Source organism: Fischerella thermalis PCC 7521 (assembly GCF_000317225.1).
Taxonomy (GTDB): domain Bacteria; phylum Cyanobacteriota; class Cyanobacteriia; order Cyanobacteriales; family Nostocaceae; genus Fischerella; species Fischerella thermalis.
The window spans coordinates 25,465-41,125 of record NZ_AJLL01000017.1; the positions used below are offsets into that span (position 1 = coordinate 25,465).

Sequence of the window (15,661 nt, forward strand, 5' to 3'; positions counted from 1 at the left end):
AGTATCAAACAGCAGTATAAGTGTAGTCAAATTCAGGCTCTTGCTGCTTACGCCTTTTTGTAATTACCATCTTGACTCCATTACCAGGTCCAAGCACAACACCTCGACGCTGAAGTCTCTCAGGTTGCTTTTCCACTAATGCAAGTTGATAGTGCGACAAAATTGTTGTCAATACTAGCTTCATTTGAAACATTGCCAAAGCCTGACCAATACAGCTACGGGCACCACCACCGAATGGTATAAATTCATAGGGGGAAAATTGCCGTTCAAGAAAACGCTCTGGCTTAAATTGTTGAGGCTGTGGGTATATATCCTCACGTCGATGAGTTAAATAAATCGAAGGAATTACTACAGTCCCAGGCTCTAATTGATGTCCAAGTAATTCCACTGTGTCACGTACCATTCTGGGTGGTGTAAATGGTACAGCAGGAGTAATTCGCAAGGTTTCATTACAAATAGCACTCAAGTAAGGAAGATGGAAAATTCTCATAGGGTCTGGAGAATTTCCAAGAGTATCAAGTTCTTTTTTGAGTTTCTCATGAACTTCCGGTAAGTGATGAATCCAATACAACCCCCAAGCCATTGATGTTGCTGTTGTCTCATGTCCAGCAAATACCAGAGTCATTAACTCATCACGCAGCTCCTGATCGGTCATCGATTGGCCGTTTTCATCACAGGCAGACATTAACAATGAGAGTATATCGATGCGTTCAGGATCTTCTTGGTTACGACGTTCAGCTATTTCAGCATATATCAATTCATCCAATTGTTGTCGTTGGCACAGAAATTTTCCCCATGGACTCCAAGCTCCTATATCTTTTTGTAGGAAAGAAAAAAGGAAGAAGCTAGACGTTAAAGGGGATCGAAAAATATCTAAAAGTAATGGCATCAGATATTGTATTTTTTGGCAACGCTCTCCCTCATTCAAGCCAAAAACAACCTTTAAGATGACTTGTAGGGAAATCTTCTGCATTACAGCGTGAGCCAAGAATGGCTGATTTTGTGGTACTTCACTCAATATTTGTTCGGTTATATTACAGATTAGCTGACCATAGGCTCGCATCCGCTCTCCATGAAAAGAGGGCATTAAGAGTTGTCGCCGATGTTTGTGTCTGTCGCCGTCTAGCGACAATAATGATTTCTCCCCCAGCAAAGGTTGCATGAGCCTGTTTAATTTACCAGCAGCAGTAAACTTCTTTCTATCATTCGTAAAAATTTCTTGTATTGCTTGAGGATGAGTGATGAATACCACAGTGTCTCCAAAACCAACTATTTGAGCAGTGAAAATATCAGAATATTGCTGAGCTGCTCTCTCAAAATATGTCACAGGATCAATAGCCCAATGGAGTTTTTGAAGAAAAGAGGGAATTGCAAGACGATTGGGTAATTGCATATAAATTTTTATCCAGAAATAAATTATACAATTACTCATGCATTAGCATGATATCCAGAGTAATTGTTGCTCATAAGTGGACTGTTATTCTTTAAGCATTAACCAGCTTCACATCTTCTTCTAGTGCTAGCTTTTCTGTGACTTCATAGCGACCAGAATGGGAATACCAGTGAAAATGACTAGCTATCCAGGCATGAATTCCTGATATATATTTAGCTAATTCAGCATCTAACTCTTGTCCAAGACATGGAAGAGTTGATTCTAGCTCTATCATCCTTTGTACTTCTTGATCGTGCATTTCTGAAACCTGTGTAATTGCATGTTTCAGAGAAATTTTTTTGTGATTCTTGAGTAACAGTACTAAATTGTGCGGATCGCCAATTCTAAGCTCCTTGGGTATAGAGTAGATATCGTTGCACCAGCAAATAATATTGTTTGACATCATTTTTAATTTTTTCAAAATGATGTTTTCTCGCAATAAATAGGGAATCTCCAAATGGTTACAAAATTCTATTAATTCAAATAAAGGCCCCATTCCTCCAGTTAACCTACGTAGAATAATATAGGTTTCAATATCCGGTAAAATGCCATTGGCGCGATTGTGAGCTTCTTGAACACACCCATCTAGAAATTCACTAAGGGCGCAAACAAAGAAATGGAACCATCTAGGATTTCCGATTTGAAGTGTCCGATGTCGTAAGTTATTTAAAGCATGACTATAGGGTGTATCTTGATTTGTGATTTCTGCACCACTTAAGATTTCAAAAAATCTATTATGTAATTTTGTGATTAATTCGGGTTTATTTTTAAAATCCGAAGTATCATAATAATCATCCAAAAATATCATCCAAGTTAACCAGTCATTAGCCACCTTAAGTTCTTCTAAGTCACAGTAAGGATATGAACCTGCTATTAGTAAAAATATTTTTGACTTACAGAAATACTGGTAATATGATTCATCAATTAAAAGGTTGTATTTAAGCACCCATTCAAGAGCATGTTTTTCTAAAACGTCGGCATAATTGTTAATTTGATATGGAAACGGGCAGTATAATTCAGGTAAGGTAAATTCATTCATAAAAGCTTTGCAATTCAAGTAAACAGCAAATCAACTTAACCCCATAAGTCAAAATTCGTATCGAATTAAAGAAAATATTGATATTGGTAGGATTTACTTTGTGACTAAATATCTGTAGCAAACTTATTTGATTTAAAAGATAATAAGTTGAAGCCTTTAGCGATGACTCAAAACTCATTCTTAGGGTTACAAAGGGCAACTGTATCTGCAATCAGCTGCACTATATGTTTTTGAAGGCATTTGCACACATATTCTCTAAGTCAAATTAGATGATTATTTAGTTGCAGTATAAATCCACATAGTGTACTCTTTATTACGATACACAATCTAAATAAAGCTGATAGTATAACTAAGCTTTATCTGGGGTCGATAATTATATTTTTAGACATAAAAAAGATAAACCAAGCAATAAATAGGGATGAACTTATTTACATCCTTATTTTCGGAAAGACCAGGTTTTAGACATTATGTTAGCTATATAAACAACTAAACAGTATTAAAATCAATTTTTGGGAAAATTGCCTACACTGCCTGCATTGTTTTACTATATTTTTGTCTTAAAACCATTGATAAATATAATGTTTAATTTTTTATTAAAAAGCTATCCGTAATTACCTAGAATTATTAATCTTAATTAAAACAAAAAGATACAATGTTATTAATATCACATTTGATCTTTATTAAGATGCTTATTACTTGCTAATAAAAGTATATTTTGTGGTTGGTATTTTTCATGCTAGTTATCGGTTAAATTAAAATTTATGAGTATAAAAATCTGTAGAAATTAAGTAAAAAAAATAACTTTTTTTGTTAGGTAATTTTATGGCGTGTTAATATTTGATGACATTGTTTAATATTTTTACAAATAGACGTTTAGTTTGATTAACAACCAGTAGAGCAAGTTACTAGTAAAGTGCAGCGTAAAAAAAATAACCATTTATTTACGAGGATATAAATCAGTAAACTTAGTAATTATTAATTTTCGTATAGGAGCACTAGTTAACACACGTGTAACTTATCTAACAAAATTTCAAAAAATACTGAAATCGGTAGATGACAATATAGGCATCCTTGCAAAAGTAATAAATATATCTATTTATATAGATATAATCCTATGAGGTTATTGACAAAAACTTAGTGTTATGAAGTTAGTCATAAATATGTTAATTCCCTCTTCTTAGCCACTATACAAAATGCTAAAATTAACTTTCATGCTAGGGGTGCCTGCATCCAGGCTGAGATTATACCCTTTGCACCTGAATCCGGGTAATACCGGCGCAGGGAAGCTGTTTATTGAGGAAAGCAAATATGCGGACAGAATGGGTCGCCAAGCGAAGAGGCGAGAGCAATGTGAGTCAAATGCACTATGCTCGTCAGGGTGTGATCACTGAAGAAATGCACTACGTCGCTAGGCGGGAAAACCTCCCTGTTGAGCTAATCAGAGATGAGGTAGCGCGGGGACGGATGATTATTCCTGCAAATATCAATCACACTAACTTAGAGCCAATGTGTATTGGCATTGCATCTAAGTGTAAAGTGAATGCTAACATTGGTGCTTCTCCTAACTCTTCTGATATCAACGAAGAACTGGCAAAACTAAAACTGGCGGTAAAATATGGGGCTGATACCGTCATGGATTTATCTACTGGCGGTGGTAACTTGGATGAAATCCGCACCGCCATTATTCAAGCTTCACCTGTTCCCATTGGCACAGTGCCAGTTTATCAAGCTTTAGAAAGCGTACATGGCAGGATTGAAAATCTTACTGCTGACGATTTTCTGCATGTAATTGAGAAACACGCCCAGCAAGGGGTAGATTACATGACTATCCACGCTGGGATTTTAATTGAACACTTGCCTTTGGTCAGAAACCGACTGACTGGCATTGTCTCTCGTGGTGGTGGCATCTTGGCAAAATGGATGCTGAACCATCACAAACAAAACCCACTTTACACCCACTTTCGAGATATCATTGAGATTTTTAAGAAATATGATGTCTCATTTAGCTTAGGTGACTCACTTCGTCCTGGTTGTACTCATGATGCTTCTGATGAAGCTCAATTAGCAGAACTGAAGACCCTTGGGCAATTGACTCGTAAAGCTTGGGAACACGACGTACAAGTGATGGTTGAAGGCCCTGGACACGTGCCGATGGATCAAATAGAGTTTAATGTTAAAAAGCAGATGGAAGAGTGTTCAGAAGCACCTTTCTATGTACTAGGACCGCTAGTAACAGACATTGCTCCTGGTTACGACCACATCACCTCCGCTATTGGTGCTGCAATGGCTGGTTGGTACGGTACTGCAATGTTGTGTTATGTTACACCTAAAGAACATTTGGGTCTGCCAAATTCTGAAGATGTACGCAACGGATTGATTGCTTACAAGATTGCAGCCCATGCAGCAGATATCGCTAGGCATCGCCCTGGCGCTAGAGACAGAGACGATGAACTCTCCCGGGCTCGTTACAACTTCGACTGGAATCGCCAGTTTGAATTAGCACTCGACCCTGATAGAGCTAGGGAATACCATGATGAAACTTTGCCAGCAGATATTTACAAAACTGCTGAGTTTTGCTCTATGTGTGGACCCAAGTTCTGTCCAATGCAGACAAAGGTGGATGCAGATGCATTGACCGAACTGGAGAAGTTTTTGGCCAAGGATAAGGAAGTTGTAGCACAGGGTTAGTCAGTGTTCCCAGTAGCCCTCAGACTAGCAGTCTGGGGCTAAACAAACAAAGCCCACCTAGATGCGCATTCTGAGTGTATATATCCATGTTTTTTACAAGGTAAATTATAATACTGGCAGCGCAGACAGAAACCAATTGTTATTACCTCGTGAAAAACAACGAAATCTTGTCAAAATTTTTGATAAGCCTTGAGAGAGGGGAATTTAAATCAATTATTCTGCATCTGAAACTATACTTGGCGTCGAGTTGGCTGTGAGTTAGCACCACTACATAGCAGTTAGTCTACCCAGCAAACCTTAATTTGATTGATAATGCTGGGTTTAATAAAATTTACTAACTGCGATCGCCTAACTAATTCCTCAATTCCCGATATCTTTTCTGAATATCCTCAATTGTAAATACTGCCTGAAAATTTAAGCCTACCGATTTGTAATATTCTGCTCCACCCTGCTGGCGGTCTACTAGAGAAATTACTTGATTAGCTGTATAATCTGCTGCTCTAAGGCGTTCAACTGCTTTCATCGCTGATTGTCCTGTGGTGACAACATCTTCCAAAACCACTATATTTGCACCTGCTGGTAAATTTGGCCCTTCTATATACGCCTTTGTTCCGTGACCTTTAGCTTCTTTGCGAATAATTAACGCTGGTATTAGGCGGTGTTCATAGGCAGAAACCACACTCACCGCACTCACAATCGGATCTGCACCCAATGTCAAACCAGCTACTGCTTGAGTGTCTGGTGGTAGTAGCGATAAGAGAATACGACCGATTGCTAAAGCACCTTGCGGGTGGAGTGTAACTTGTTTGCCATTGATGTAATAAGAGCTAGGTTGTCCGGAGGAGAGGACAAAATCACCCTCTTGATATGCGAGTTGACAAAATAAATCCAGTAATTTGTTACGTAGGGTCGGCAGATCAGCATTAACTGCCCAAATGTCAGTATGGATAGGAGTTTGAGCTTGGTAGGTCATTACAAAAGAATAAAATTTGTGCTAAACCAATGGTTGAACTTCTCAGTAACGAGAGGTAAAAAACATAACCACAAAATATGTTAGTAGTTGGTGGTTGGTGGTTGGTTGTTAACCACTAACTACTAACTAACAACTACCAACAGTCACTACTAGAAGTTCTGACAATAAGGATAAGTTAAGATTCGCACAAACACAGAGGAGCGATAAAAATGGCTTTAAAATTCAGAGTTTTGGGTGGGTTGTTGGTGCTGTTTAGTACCGCGATCGCTATTCCGGCTTTAGCCCAAGATAAGGCACAAACATTAAGTGATGACTATGTGACACCAAATGAAGCTTTTGAACGGGCTTATTTTAAACATGCTCCTAATTTCTTCGGTAGTATCACTAGTCAAAGTGACATAAACGATATTTTCGGACCTGGTTCATTTTCTCGAAATACTTTTCCGGAAAATCAAATTGCTAGGGATAGTGAGTTGGTTCACATTCTCTATCAAGATGTTCTCTACCAGCAGGTTAGTAATGATCCTTATCTTCGTACTCCCGATTTACCCAATCCTTACAACACTTCCCTGTTAATGTCTCCAGGCTTGAATGCTAACAAGCTTAAGATTGGTACTGAGTTTCGGTTTGAGCAAATGCCCCCTCGCTAAATATTAAAAGGGAATAGGGAAAAGGGAACAGGGAACGAAGTTTTTCTTGGTTAACTGTTCCCTGTCCGTAGACTCGGTAATGACCAATTATTCCTCCCAGGGTACAAAAAAGCGGATAAATCCTGGCAATCAATTGAACATTAGGTTAAATCCAGGGTGCAGGAGTTGAACCTGCCTAAGGCGAATTATGAGTTCGCTGCCTCAACCGCTCGGCCAACCCTGGTCGTTGTCTGATAAATTATAGCACAATTTTATTAATTGCGTGCGATCGCAACTTGCTTATTAGGTTTTAACACTACACAATTTGATAGTGCTATAGTGCAGACTAATATTAATTAAGTTCTCTTAGAAATCAGAGTTTAAAACAAACCAATATTTTTCTGCCATAGCCTATCAGCAATGAAACTAAATTCTACTGTAGTTTTAACTTTAACTTTGTTAGCCCTGATGTTGGGAGCTGGTTCTGTAAGTGCTTTTTTAGGATTTGACATTGGTAGTAAAGCACTCAAAGGCGTAACATCACCTGATTCTCGTCCCACCAGCAAGTTTGCCAGCGCTAAGACGGGTAACTCTCAACATGGAGGACTAATGCTTTTAAAAGAGGAAGAAATTCTTAAAACTGTTAAGGCAAGAATAGAGGGTAAAAGCAAAGCTCCTAAATCAGAGCAAGAAGAAGAAGAGGAAACTGAGACTGTTAGCAACAAACAGAAGTTAGAGGAAAAGCCCCAAGAACAAGTGGAAGAAAAACCCCAACCAGGATTTCCTGTTTCTGCTGAAAGTGAAGGCGTAAATCTTTCGGTACAGTCTGCCCGCTATTCTGGCGGTGCATTGCAACTGCGGGTAAAAATGCAGAACAAAGGTAAAAATTCCGTACGCTTCCTCTATAGTTTTTTAGATGTCTCGGATGATAAAGGACGAACCCTGAGTGCCAGTACAGATGGTTTACCATCAGAATTGCCTAATAACAGCCCTACATATACTGGTACTATTAGCATTCCTACAGCTTTACTTGATGATGTCAAAAGCATTTCACTTTCTCTAACAGATTATCCAGCTCAACAACTAAAGTTGGAAGTATCGGATATTCCTGTAGGAAGGTAATAGGTAATGGGTAATAGGTAATAGGTAATAATAAGAAAAAACAACTAATTACCCATTATCAATCACCTATTACCAAATGGGGTGTGCATTTTACACGGGCTTTGGTAGTGATAGGGTTTCCTAGCTTGAATTGGACTGATGTAGGGCTGCGATTGTTATCAGTGCTGCTACTGATTGCCATAAATGCTTTTTTTGTCACGGCAGAATTTTCGATGGTAACAGTACGGCGATCGCGTATTCATCAGTTAGTAGAAGCTGGTGACATACAAGCACTAGCCGTTGAAGTTCTACAGCGTAGCATAGACCGATTGTTGTCTACAACTCAGTTGGGGATTACTCTGTCAAGTTTGGCGCTGGGGTGGATTGGAGAAAGCACAATTGTTGTTCTAGTCAAATCATGGCTACAATCGTGGCCTCTTCCTGGAGGAATAAATATAGCGATCGCTCATTCTTTATCAATCCCGATTGCCTTTTTTTTCATTGCTTACTTGCAAATTGTTTTAGGAGAACTTTGTCCCAAATCAGTGGCTATGCTGTATTCAGAACAGCTGGCAAGATTTTTAGGTCCTTCTGTTAAAGCAATTGTCCGGTTTTTTAATCCTTTTATTTGGATTCTTAACCAATCAACTCGCTATTTGTTACGACTGTTTGGCATCGAATATACAGGTCAAAGTTGGAGACCACCTGTTACACCTGAAGAATTACAATTAATTATCTCTACAGAACGTGAATCTACTGGATTAGAAGCTGGGGAACGAGAACTACTGAAAAATGTTTTTGAGTTTGGGGAAGTAACAGCACAAGCAGTCATGGTTCCCCGCAATAATATAGTAGCGCTGCCTCAAGATGCCACCTTGCAGACTTTTCTGGAACAAATGGCAGCCACTGGTTACTCTTGTTTCCCAATTATCGGAGAATCTTTAGAAGACATTCGTGGTATTGTTTACTTCCACGACTTAGCAAAACCCCTAGTTGCAGGCAAGTTAGTTTTAGAAACACCAATTAAACCGTTAATCCGCCCAGTAAGATTTGTACCAGAACACACTCCCTTAAGTGAATTATTACCAATGATGCAGCAAGAAAAGTTGGGCATGGTAATAGTAGTAGATGAATTTGGCGGTACAGTTGGACTAGTAACAATTCAAGATGTAATTGCCCAAATTATTGGTGATATCGGTGTTGCGGAAAATGAAGATGAATTGCTGATTGAGTTTGTTGATGATCAAACATTCTTAGTACAAGCGCAAATAAATTTAGAAGAGTTGAACGATGTCTTGCATCTTAATTTGCCTTTGCGAAGAGAATACCAAACACTTGCAGGTTTTATCCTATATCAATTGCAGAAAATTCCTGCCTTAGGTGAAACTTTACGTTACCAAAATTTAGAATTAACTGTTACGTCACTCGAAGGGCCCCGTTTGCACCAAATTCAGGTAAGAAGATTAGTTGAGTAAGGGTGTAAGAATTATATTTTTTCTTTCTAGACTCTATACTCCTACACCTTATTTTTGGGAATAAACTAGTGGATCTTTAAGTCCTAGTTCCGCAAAAGCAGCAAGACGCAACTGACAAGCATCACAGACACCGCACGCAACATCATCACCAGCATAGCAAGACCAAGTCAGTTCCCAAGGAACTCCCAATTTATTACCTAATTGAATAATTTCAGTTTTTTTTAGGTGAAGTAGAGGTGCAACAATGTTAATGGTCTTGCCTTCGCGTCCTTGTTTTGTTCCTAAACGAAAGACTTCCTGCATTGCTTGGATATAATCAGGGCGGCAATCAGGATACCCAGAGTAATCTAGAGCGTTAATACCGATGTAGACACGTTCGGCGGTAATAGTTTCGGCATAGGCAAGGGCAAAGCTCAAAAAGATAGTATTCCGTGCTGGTACGTAGGTAACAGGAATATTTTGCGACATCTCCTCCAAGGAACGCATTTGGGGTAAATCAATAGTGTCGTCTGTAAGTGCCGAACCGCCCCACTGCCGTAAGTCAAAGGTTACTATTTGATTTTGGACTACGCCTGCTGTTTTTGCGATCGCTAATGCTGAGCGCAACTCTCGTTTATGCCGTTGCTGGTAGTCAAAGGAAATAGTGTAACACTCGCAACCATCTGCTAGTGCTTGGTAGAGAACAGTAGAAGAGTCTAATCCACCAGACAATAAAATAACGGCTTTCATATTCACGCTTGGATGTAGAGATATAAGGTATGGGGATGTAGGCGAGAGTATAGGAATGAGTGTAGGGGCATAGATAAAATTGATTTCTCTTACACTCCTACACCTTTACCCTCTTAAACCCATCTCTGGTTAATAAACAAGAATAATTGCTGATCTTAATGCAGACCCGTGCTATTCCAATAAAGCCTTTTGAAATCAAAACTTCTCTGTAGTTGGTAATTTAACTCACAAAAAAGTTATTTATTTTTACTGGGAATAATTGGATAATTATACCGCTAATTAATTTATTAAATTTAACCAACTAAGTAACTAACTAAGTATATGTGGTTATCATACTTGCTTTTTCGGGTCAAAAATAACACCAATTTTCTTAGTTTGCTAAGTTTAAAAACAAACATCAAACTCTACTGAGTATATAAAACAGACCCAGATGGTGGGAACTCATAACAAACTTTGAAATTCTTCATAAACAGAACCTCTATGTTACCATCTGGATGGTTTTAGACGACTAATCAGTGGCAGTTCAAGTATCAAAGCCAACGATTGTAGCGTCTCTAAATTGGTGGTTGAGGAGAGAATGAGAGTGCAAGATAGCAGCATGTCAGCAGGAGAACAAAACGGACACGGACACCGTACCCAGCCCTACCCGATCCGCATAGGCGTGATCGGGGTGGGTAACATGGGTCAACATCATGCCCGTATCCTGAGTTCCATGAAAGACGTTGAACTGGTTGGTGTTGCAGATATAAACGTCGAACGAGGCTTAGAAACCGCCAGTAGATACAAGGTGCGTTTTTTTGAGGATTACTGCGATCTGCTGCCCCATGTGGAAGCGGTCTGCATTGCTGTTCCCACGCGCCTACATTACGCTGTGGGAATTTCTTGCCTATTGGCAGGAATTCACGTTTTGGTAGAAAAACCGATCGCAGCCAGTATTTCTGAGGCAGAATCTCTAGTCAATGCCGCAGCCGAATCTGGTTGTATTCTGCAAGTAGGTCACATTGAACGCTTTAGTCCAGCCTTTCAGGAATTGAGCAAAGTGTTGAAGACTGAGGAAGTGTTGGCGTTAGAAGCCCATCGCATGAGTCCCTACTCAAATCGTGCCAACGACGTCTCAGTTGTTCTGGATTTAATGATCCATGATATTGACTTACTGTTGGAATTAGCCGCCTCACCAGTGGTGAAATTAACGGCTAGTGGTAATCGTACCTTAGACTCTGGTTATTTAGATTATGTGACTGCAACTTTAGGATTTGCTAATGGCATTGTTGCCACCTTAACTGCCAGCAAAGTCACTCACCGCAAAATCCGCAGTATAGTCGCCCATTGTAAAACTTCATATACAGAGGCAGATTTTCTCAAGAATGAAATTTTGATTCATCGTCATACCATAGCTAACTCTATGACAGACTATCGGCAAGTGCTTTACAAGCAAGATGGTGTGATTGAAAAAGTTTATACTAGCAATACTGATAAATTGGGGGCAGAGTTGGAACATTTTGTCAACTGCGTGCGTGGTGGTAATCAACCTTCAGTTGGTGGCGAACAAGCTCTCAAAGCTTTAAGATTGGCAAGTCTAATTGAGCAGATGGCTTTGGAAGAAAGAGTTTGGAACCCATTAGATTGGGAATCTGAATCGAGAGTGCAATCTTTGACACCCACTGTTTAAGCAGAGTGGGAGAGTGAAACATCAGGAGAGGGGGAGAAGTAAGAAATTACTCTTTCCCTCTCCTTTAACCTATGTAAATAGTTGATGGTTGATGGTTGGTTGTTGTTTGGAAAACCCAGCAACAACCAACAAACAACAACCAACAAACAACATTTAACAATCTTAGGAATTGACTCAATGACAGAGTGGATCAAAACTACTATCGAATCTATGGGCTATGTAGGAATTGCCCTATTGATGTTCCTTGAAAACCTCTTTCCCCCTATTCCTTCAGAATTGATCATGCCCTTAGCAGGATACACAGCAAATTTACCAGATACAAAGCTCAGTGTTGCTGGTGTATTTTTAGCTGGACTGTTCGGCTCCGTGCTAGGCGCACTCATCTGGTACTATCCTGGTAAATTTCTCGGGGAAAGCCGCTTAAAAGTTTGGGCTGATAGATATGGTAAGTGGATAACCGTAACTAGTAAAGATATTACCAAGTCCAAACATTGGTTTGACAAGCAAGGTAACAAAGCTGTACTGCTTGGACGCCTAGTACCCGGAATTCGTACTTTGATTTCCGTACCCGCAGGACTCAGCAATATGCCTTTGCCATCTTTTATTTTTTATACAACTGTGGGTAGCGCTGTTTGGGTAGGTTTGCTAACATACTCAGGATATATATTGGGTAGTCAATATGAACTTGTGGACAAGTACCTTGCTCCTGTATCAAAAATTGTGCTTGCGGTTATACTTTTAGCATTTCTTGTCTTGGTATTAAAGCGGACGCACAAACGTAGGAGAAGATAAAAAACTTGCCCCCAATCACGATTCCCAAAAACAACTGTTTTGGTGTAAAAAGTAGCGCTATAAATGACAAAGCGCTGCAAATGGTTTGCTATTTGACTTTATCTCAGCATAGCCTTGGCAAATTAACTCACACTAAGTTATTAAGTAATTCTTGGCAGGTTTTCAATTAAATGTTGACCTTACCAATAATTTCTGATACACGCATTTTTGTAAGATGAGCATGGTAACTTTTTCAAGGTAAGTAAGTATTAGGAGCTTTCATGACAGACCAACCTTCCGCAGCCACCCCGATGAATGCCGCTGCCATACCAATGAACAGAGTATCGGCATCTACTCCGATCAATGCTACTCCTACACCAACAGCTAGTAGCAGCACTGGTAAAAAGATTCTTAGTGTTGACTTAGGTAGAACCTCCACAAAAGCTTGTGTGAGTCGCGAACCAGCAAATGTAATATTCGTCTCTGCCAACGTTAAAGAAATGTCGATGGAACAAGTGCGGGGAGGCGTTTTTGAAGCCCGTGCAACAGATCCTTTGATGGATTTGTGGTTGGAGTATCAAGGTAGTGGATATGCTGTCGGTCAACTAGCTGCCGATTTTGGTGCTAATTTGGGTGTAGGTCAATCTAAAGTAGAAGATGCACTTGTAAAAACTTTGGCTTGTGCTGGTTACTTCAAGCTCAAAGATGATATTTCTGTTGTGTTGGGTTTGCCTTACCTTTCTCAAGAACAATTTGAAAAGGAAAAAGCCCAGCTAATCAGCCAATTGAGTGGCCCTCACACAATGAAGTTTCGCGGTGAAGATGTATCGCTAAACATCACTAAGGTTTGGGTAATGCCAGAAGGCTATGGTAGTCTTTTGTGGTGCGAAGCCCAACCGAAGAAAACCGCAGCAATGCCAGATTTTACTAAAGTATCAGTGGCGATTGTTGATATTGGACATCAAACCATCGATTGCTTGATGGTAGATAACTTCCGCTTTGCCCGAGGTGCTTCTAAGAGTGAAGACTTTGGTATGAGTAAGTTTTATGAACTAGTAGCCGCCGAAATTGAAGGGGCTGATAGTCAATCTTTGGCTTTAATTGCTGCTGTTAACCGTCCCAAAGGCGATCGCTACTACCGTCCCAGAGGTGTAGGCAAACCCGCCAACCTAGATGATTTTCTGCCCAACTTGATAGAAATGTTTTCGCGTGAAATTTGCAGTCGTGTGTTAGCATGGCTACCAGAGCGCGTCACTGATGTGATTCTCACTGGTGGCGGTGGGGAGTTCTTCTGGGAAGACGTTCAACGTCTGTTGAAAGAAGCAAAAATTAATGCCCACTTAGCATCACCATCTCGACAAGCTAACGCTCTAGGGCAGTTCATTTATGCAGAGGCACAACTATCCGCCAATCGCTCTTCTAGGGCTTAAAAATAATGTTCCAATGGTCAAAAAAGGTGGTTAAATCGGTTACGTTCAACCCAGGGGTGGCTGACGAGAGTTTGTTAGCGCTTATTGAAAGCCAATTGGAGAAAGATCCCAACAAGACTTTCAGCGACCTTTGTAAAGAGGCCCTGTGGCAAGCTTTGTGCGTGCCGGAATCAGTAAGACCAAGCCCACCGCCTACTCCCCAACCAGTACCGACACAAGGAGTAGAACTGCAAATATCTGAACTACAAAGGCAACTAGCTGACCTTGAGGAACGTTTTTTTGCTAAAGAATCTAATCGATTGGAGATGATGGAACGCCACTTGACACAACTCAGTCAACAAGTGGCACAGCTGGCAATTATGGTTCATCAGACACCAGCCATACAGTCACCGACACCATCGACAGCAGTATCAGAGGTTGTAAATCATACTGTTACAACTACTTATACTGCCACACCTCCTCAAGATGTTGATCCTGTAATTAGCCGCCTGAGTCAGTATCTGGATGATTTCTAGGAACCCCAGGGTGTGATATTATTGTGCCATTTTTGACCTCCTTAGTAGTATCTTCTATTAAGGAGGTTTAATATTTTAGATAGTGCTAGGCATGGCGAATTAGGGATAAGGGAGACAAAGAAGACAAGGGTGATAGGGAGACAACCAACAACCAACAACCAACAATCAACAATTACCAAGTTTGATAAGCTGGGTTGTAGATTGGCTATTATTCAATACTATCCAAGGTGTACGTTATGCTGTTACGATCGCTCACGCTTATATTCTTTTCCTGTTTACTTGGATTGTTATCCTGGGTGTACAGTCCTACTGCCATAGCACTGACACAAATTAGACTCTTTGACATAACTTATAAAGAGTGTCCACCAGAAATAGCAAAAGGAGCGGTTACTAGTGGTACTACAATGGCAGCTAACTGTTTTCTAGTCATAGGGAAAGCTGAAAATCCAACTTATAAAACAGTTTACGATGCAGATATTTTTGGACGCATCTATGATGCAAATAATGATCCAGTCATGCAAAATCGTACCCGCCTTGGCTCCATACCTGAAGTACCGCCAGGTATCAGTGATTTTGAATTAAGAATTTCCGTAGCAGCAAATCAACCCACTCCTCTCAAGCTTAAGCAATTTAAAGCAGCTGGGTTCGGCGCTCAAGTTCGGAAGTAATCAACAAGACAACCCATAAAATCGGCTTCAACTAAAAGCTGAGAAACTTTTGAGAATAAGTTCCCGTAGGTAATTTATAATAAGGATTCTCCCTCTATATTTTTTATTGGAAAGGGTATTGACAATAATTGGATAACACAGAAATAAGCTTGAGTTTTGACCTTTATTATCTACCTGTTATAAAAAAATCAGCAACAAACTTGCTAATATAAGGTGTTTTTTTACCTTTGCCTTTAAAGGGTCATGGGTAACTAAAAATATTATGAAGAAATAAGTTAAATGTGAAATGCATATCACCAAGCACAATCTCTAAGAAAGCAGTTGTCCGGAAGCTAGATGGCGAATTCTTACGTGGTGGGATCTTGGCGAGAGCATAAGCATAGTTGCAAGAAAGAACAAAACAAATTATTCAGTGTTAGAGATAACGTAAGAGGCAAATGCTTTGTCGGCATACCTTGCGTTTTGTTGCATAGTGTGGATTTGGCGCTTGTCTTGTTTAAGTGCATAACTATTAGCTGTGTTCCAAGTCTTGTTTAAAGCGC

At 39.9% G+C, this 15,661-nt stretch carries 13 protein-coding genes, 1 tRNA gene and 1 riboswitch; of the genes, 9 read left to right on the forward strand and 5 right to left on the reverse strand.

From position 1 onward, the window contains the following. Positions 1-4 precede the first annotated feature (4 nt). Positions 5-1,393 carry a cytochrome P450 gene (locus UYK_RS0104760; RefSeq protein WP_009459859.1) on the reverse strand — a complete coding sequence of 463 codons (1,389 nt, stop codon included), beginning with the start codon at positions 1,391-1,393 and terminating at the stop codon, positions 5-7. Positions 1,394-1,484: 91 nt separating this feature from the next. After that, on the reverse strand, positions 1,485-2,471 hold the full coding sequence (locus UYK_RS0104765; RefSeq protein WP_009459861.1) for a terpene synthase family protein: 987 nt from the start codon (positions 2,469-2,471) through the stop codon (positions 1,485-1,487). A gap of 1,206 nt (positions 2,472-3,677) precedes the next feature. After that, positions 3,678-3,772: riboswitch (TPP riboswitch) on the forward strand. 7 nt (positions 3,773-3,779) lie between these two features. Between UYK_RS0104765 and thiC the strand changes: the two genes are divergently transcribed. Further along, positions 3,780-5,159: a phosphomethylpyrimidine synthase gene (gene thiC, locus UYK_RS0104770; protein ID WP_009459862.1), complete on the forward strand. Its 1,380-nt coding sequence runs from the start codon at positions 3,780-3,782 to the stop codon at positions 5,157-5,159. A 352-nt stretch (positions 5,160-5,511) separates the two neighbouring features. Here thiC and pyrE read toward each other — a convergent pair whose 3' ends face one another. Beyond that, a complete protein-coding gene (gene pyrE / locus UYK_RS0104775) occupies positions 5,512-6,132 on the reverse strand; it encodes an orotate phosphoribosyltransferase (protein ID WP_009459863.1) in 621 nt (206 codons plus the stop codon). A gap of 209 nt (positions 6,133-6,341) precedes the next feature. Here pyrE and UYK_RS0104780 point away from each other — a divergent pair, with 209 nt between their 5' ends. Beyond that, on the forward strand, positions 6,342-6,782 hold the full coding sequence (locus UYK_RS0104780) for a tudor domain-containing protein (RefSeq protein ID WP_016871011.1): 441 nt from the start codon (positions 6,342-6,344) through the stop codon (positions 6,780-6,782). 150 nt (positions 6,783-6,932) lie between these two features. On the opposite strand, the gene UYK_RS0104785 is transcribed toward UYK_RS0104780, so the two are convergent. Then, positions 6,933-7,005: transfer RNA gene (locus tag UYK_RS0104785), tRNA-Ile, on the reverse strand. Between the two features lie 176 nt (positions 7,006-7,181). Between UYK_RS0104785 and UYK_RS0104790 the strand changes: the two genes are divergently transcribed. Both UYK_RS0104790 and UYK_RS0104795 read left to right on the forward strand, forming a co-directional pair. Further along, complete coding sequence (locus UYK_RS0104790) at positions 7,182-7,883, forward strand: hypothetical protein (RefSeq protein WP_009459868.1); 702 nt, start codon at positions 7,182-7,184, stop codon at positions 7,881-7,883. Between the two features lie 83 nt (positions 7,884-7,966). After that, a complete protein-coding gene (locus UYK_RS0104795) occupies positions 7,967-9,337 on the forward strand; it encodes a hemolysin family protein (protein ID WP_009459869.1) in 1,371 nt (456 codons plus the stop codon). A gap of 48 nt (positions 9,338-9,385) precedes the next feature. On the opposite strand, the gene queC is transcribed toward UYK_RS0104795, so the two are convergent. Further along, entirely contained in the window at positions 9,386-10,066 is a 681-nt protein-coding gene (queC, locus tag UYK_RS0104800; RefSeq protein WP_009459874.1) for a 7-cyano-7-deazaguanine synthase QueC, read from the reverse strand. Positions 10,067-10,643: 577 nt separating this feature from the next. Between queC and UYK_RS0104805 the strand changes: the two genes are divergently transcribed. From UYK_RS0104805 to UYK_RS0104825, 5 genes are all read left to right on the forward strand, one after another. Further along, on the forward strand, positions 10,644-11,735 hold the full coding sequence (locus tag UYK_RS0104805; RefSeq protein WP_009459876.1) for a Gfo/Idh/MocA family protein: 1,092 nt from the start codon (positions 10,644-10,646) through the stop codon (positions 11,733-11,735). Positions 11,736-11,912: 177 nt separating this feature from the next. Continuing rightward, positions 11,913-12,527, forward strand: coding sequence for a DedA family protein (locus tag UYK_RS0104810; protein ID WP_026086365.1), 615 nt, complete (start codon positions 11,913-11,915; stop codon positions 12,525-12,527). 260 nt (positions 12,528-12,787) lie between these two features. After that, entirely contained in the window at positions 12,788-13,936 is a 1,149-nt protein-coding gene (gene fcmB / locus UYK_RS0104815; RefSeq protein ID WP_009459880.1) for a filament morphology actin-like protein FcmB, read from the forward strand. 5 nt (positions 13,937-13,941) lie between these two features. After that, entirely contained in the window at positions 13,942-14,451 is a 510-nt protein-coding gene (gene fcmC, locus UYK_RS0104820) for a filament morphology membrane protein FcmC (RefSeq protein WP_009459887.1), read from the forward strand. Positions 14,452-14,687: 236 nt separating this feature from the next. Continuing rightward, complete coding sequence (locus UYK_RS0104825) at positions 14,688-15,119, forward strand: hypothetical protein (protein WP_009459890.1); 432 nt, start codon at positions 14,688-14,690, stop codon at positions 15,117-15,119. Positions 15,120-15,661 lie beyond the last annotated feature (542 nt).

What these genes read in the sequence shown, in the direction of transcription:
- fcmB (WP_009459880.1), top strand. Translation starts at nt 12,788, where the DNA reads ATGACAGACCAACCTTCCGCAGCCACCCCGATGAATGCCGCTGCCATA.
- UYK_RS0104760 (WP_009459859.1), bottom strand. Translation starts at nt 1,393, where the DNA reads ATGCAATTACCCAATCGTCTTGCAATTCCCTCTTTTCTTCAAAAACTC.
- UYK_RS0104765 (WP_009459861.1), bottom strand. Translation starts at nt 2,471, where the DNA reads ATGAATGAATTTACCTTACCTGAATTATACTGCCCGTTTCCATATCAA.
- fcmC (WP_009459887.1), top strand. Translation starts at nt 13,942, where the DNA reads ATGTTCCAATGGTCAAAAAAGGTGGTTAAATCGGTTACGTTCAACCCA.
- UYK_RS0104825 (WP_009459890.1), top strand. Translation starts at nt 14,688, where the DNA reads ATGCTGTTACGATCGCTCACGCTTATATTCTTTTCCTGTTTACTTGGA.
- pyrE (WP_009459863.1), bottom strand. Translation starts at nt 6,132, where the DNA reads ATGACCTACCAAGCTCAAACTCCTATCCATACTGACATTTGGGCAGTT.
- UYK_RS0104805 (WP_009459876.1), top strand. Translation starts at nt 10,644, where the DNA reads ATGAGAGTGCAAGATAGCAGCATGTCAGCAGGAGAACAAAACGGACAC.
- thiC (WP_009459862.1), top strand. Translation starts at nt 3,780, where the DNA reads ATGCGGACAGAATGGGTCGCCAAGCGAAGAGGCGAGAGCAATGTGAGT.
- UYK_RS0104780 (WP_016871011.1), top strand. Translation starts at nt 6,342, where the DNA reads ATGGCTTTAAAATTCAGAGTTTTGGGTGGGTTGTTGGTGCTGTTTAGT.
- UYK_RS0104810 (WP_026086365.1), top strand. Translation starts at nt 11,913, where the DNA reads ATGACAGAGTGGATCAAAACTACTATCGAATCTATGGGCTATGTAGGA.
- queC (WP_009459874.1), bottom strand. Translation starts at nt 10,066, where the DNA reads ATGAAAGCCGTTATTTTATTGTCTGGTGGATTAGACTCTTCTACTGTT.
- UYK_RS0104790 (WP_009459868.1), top strand. Translation starts at nt 7,182, where the DNA reads ATGAAACTAAATTCTACTGTAGTTTTAACTTTAACTTTGTTAGCCCTG.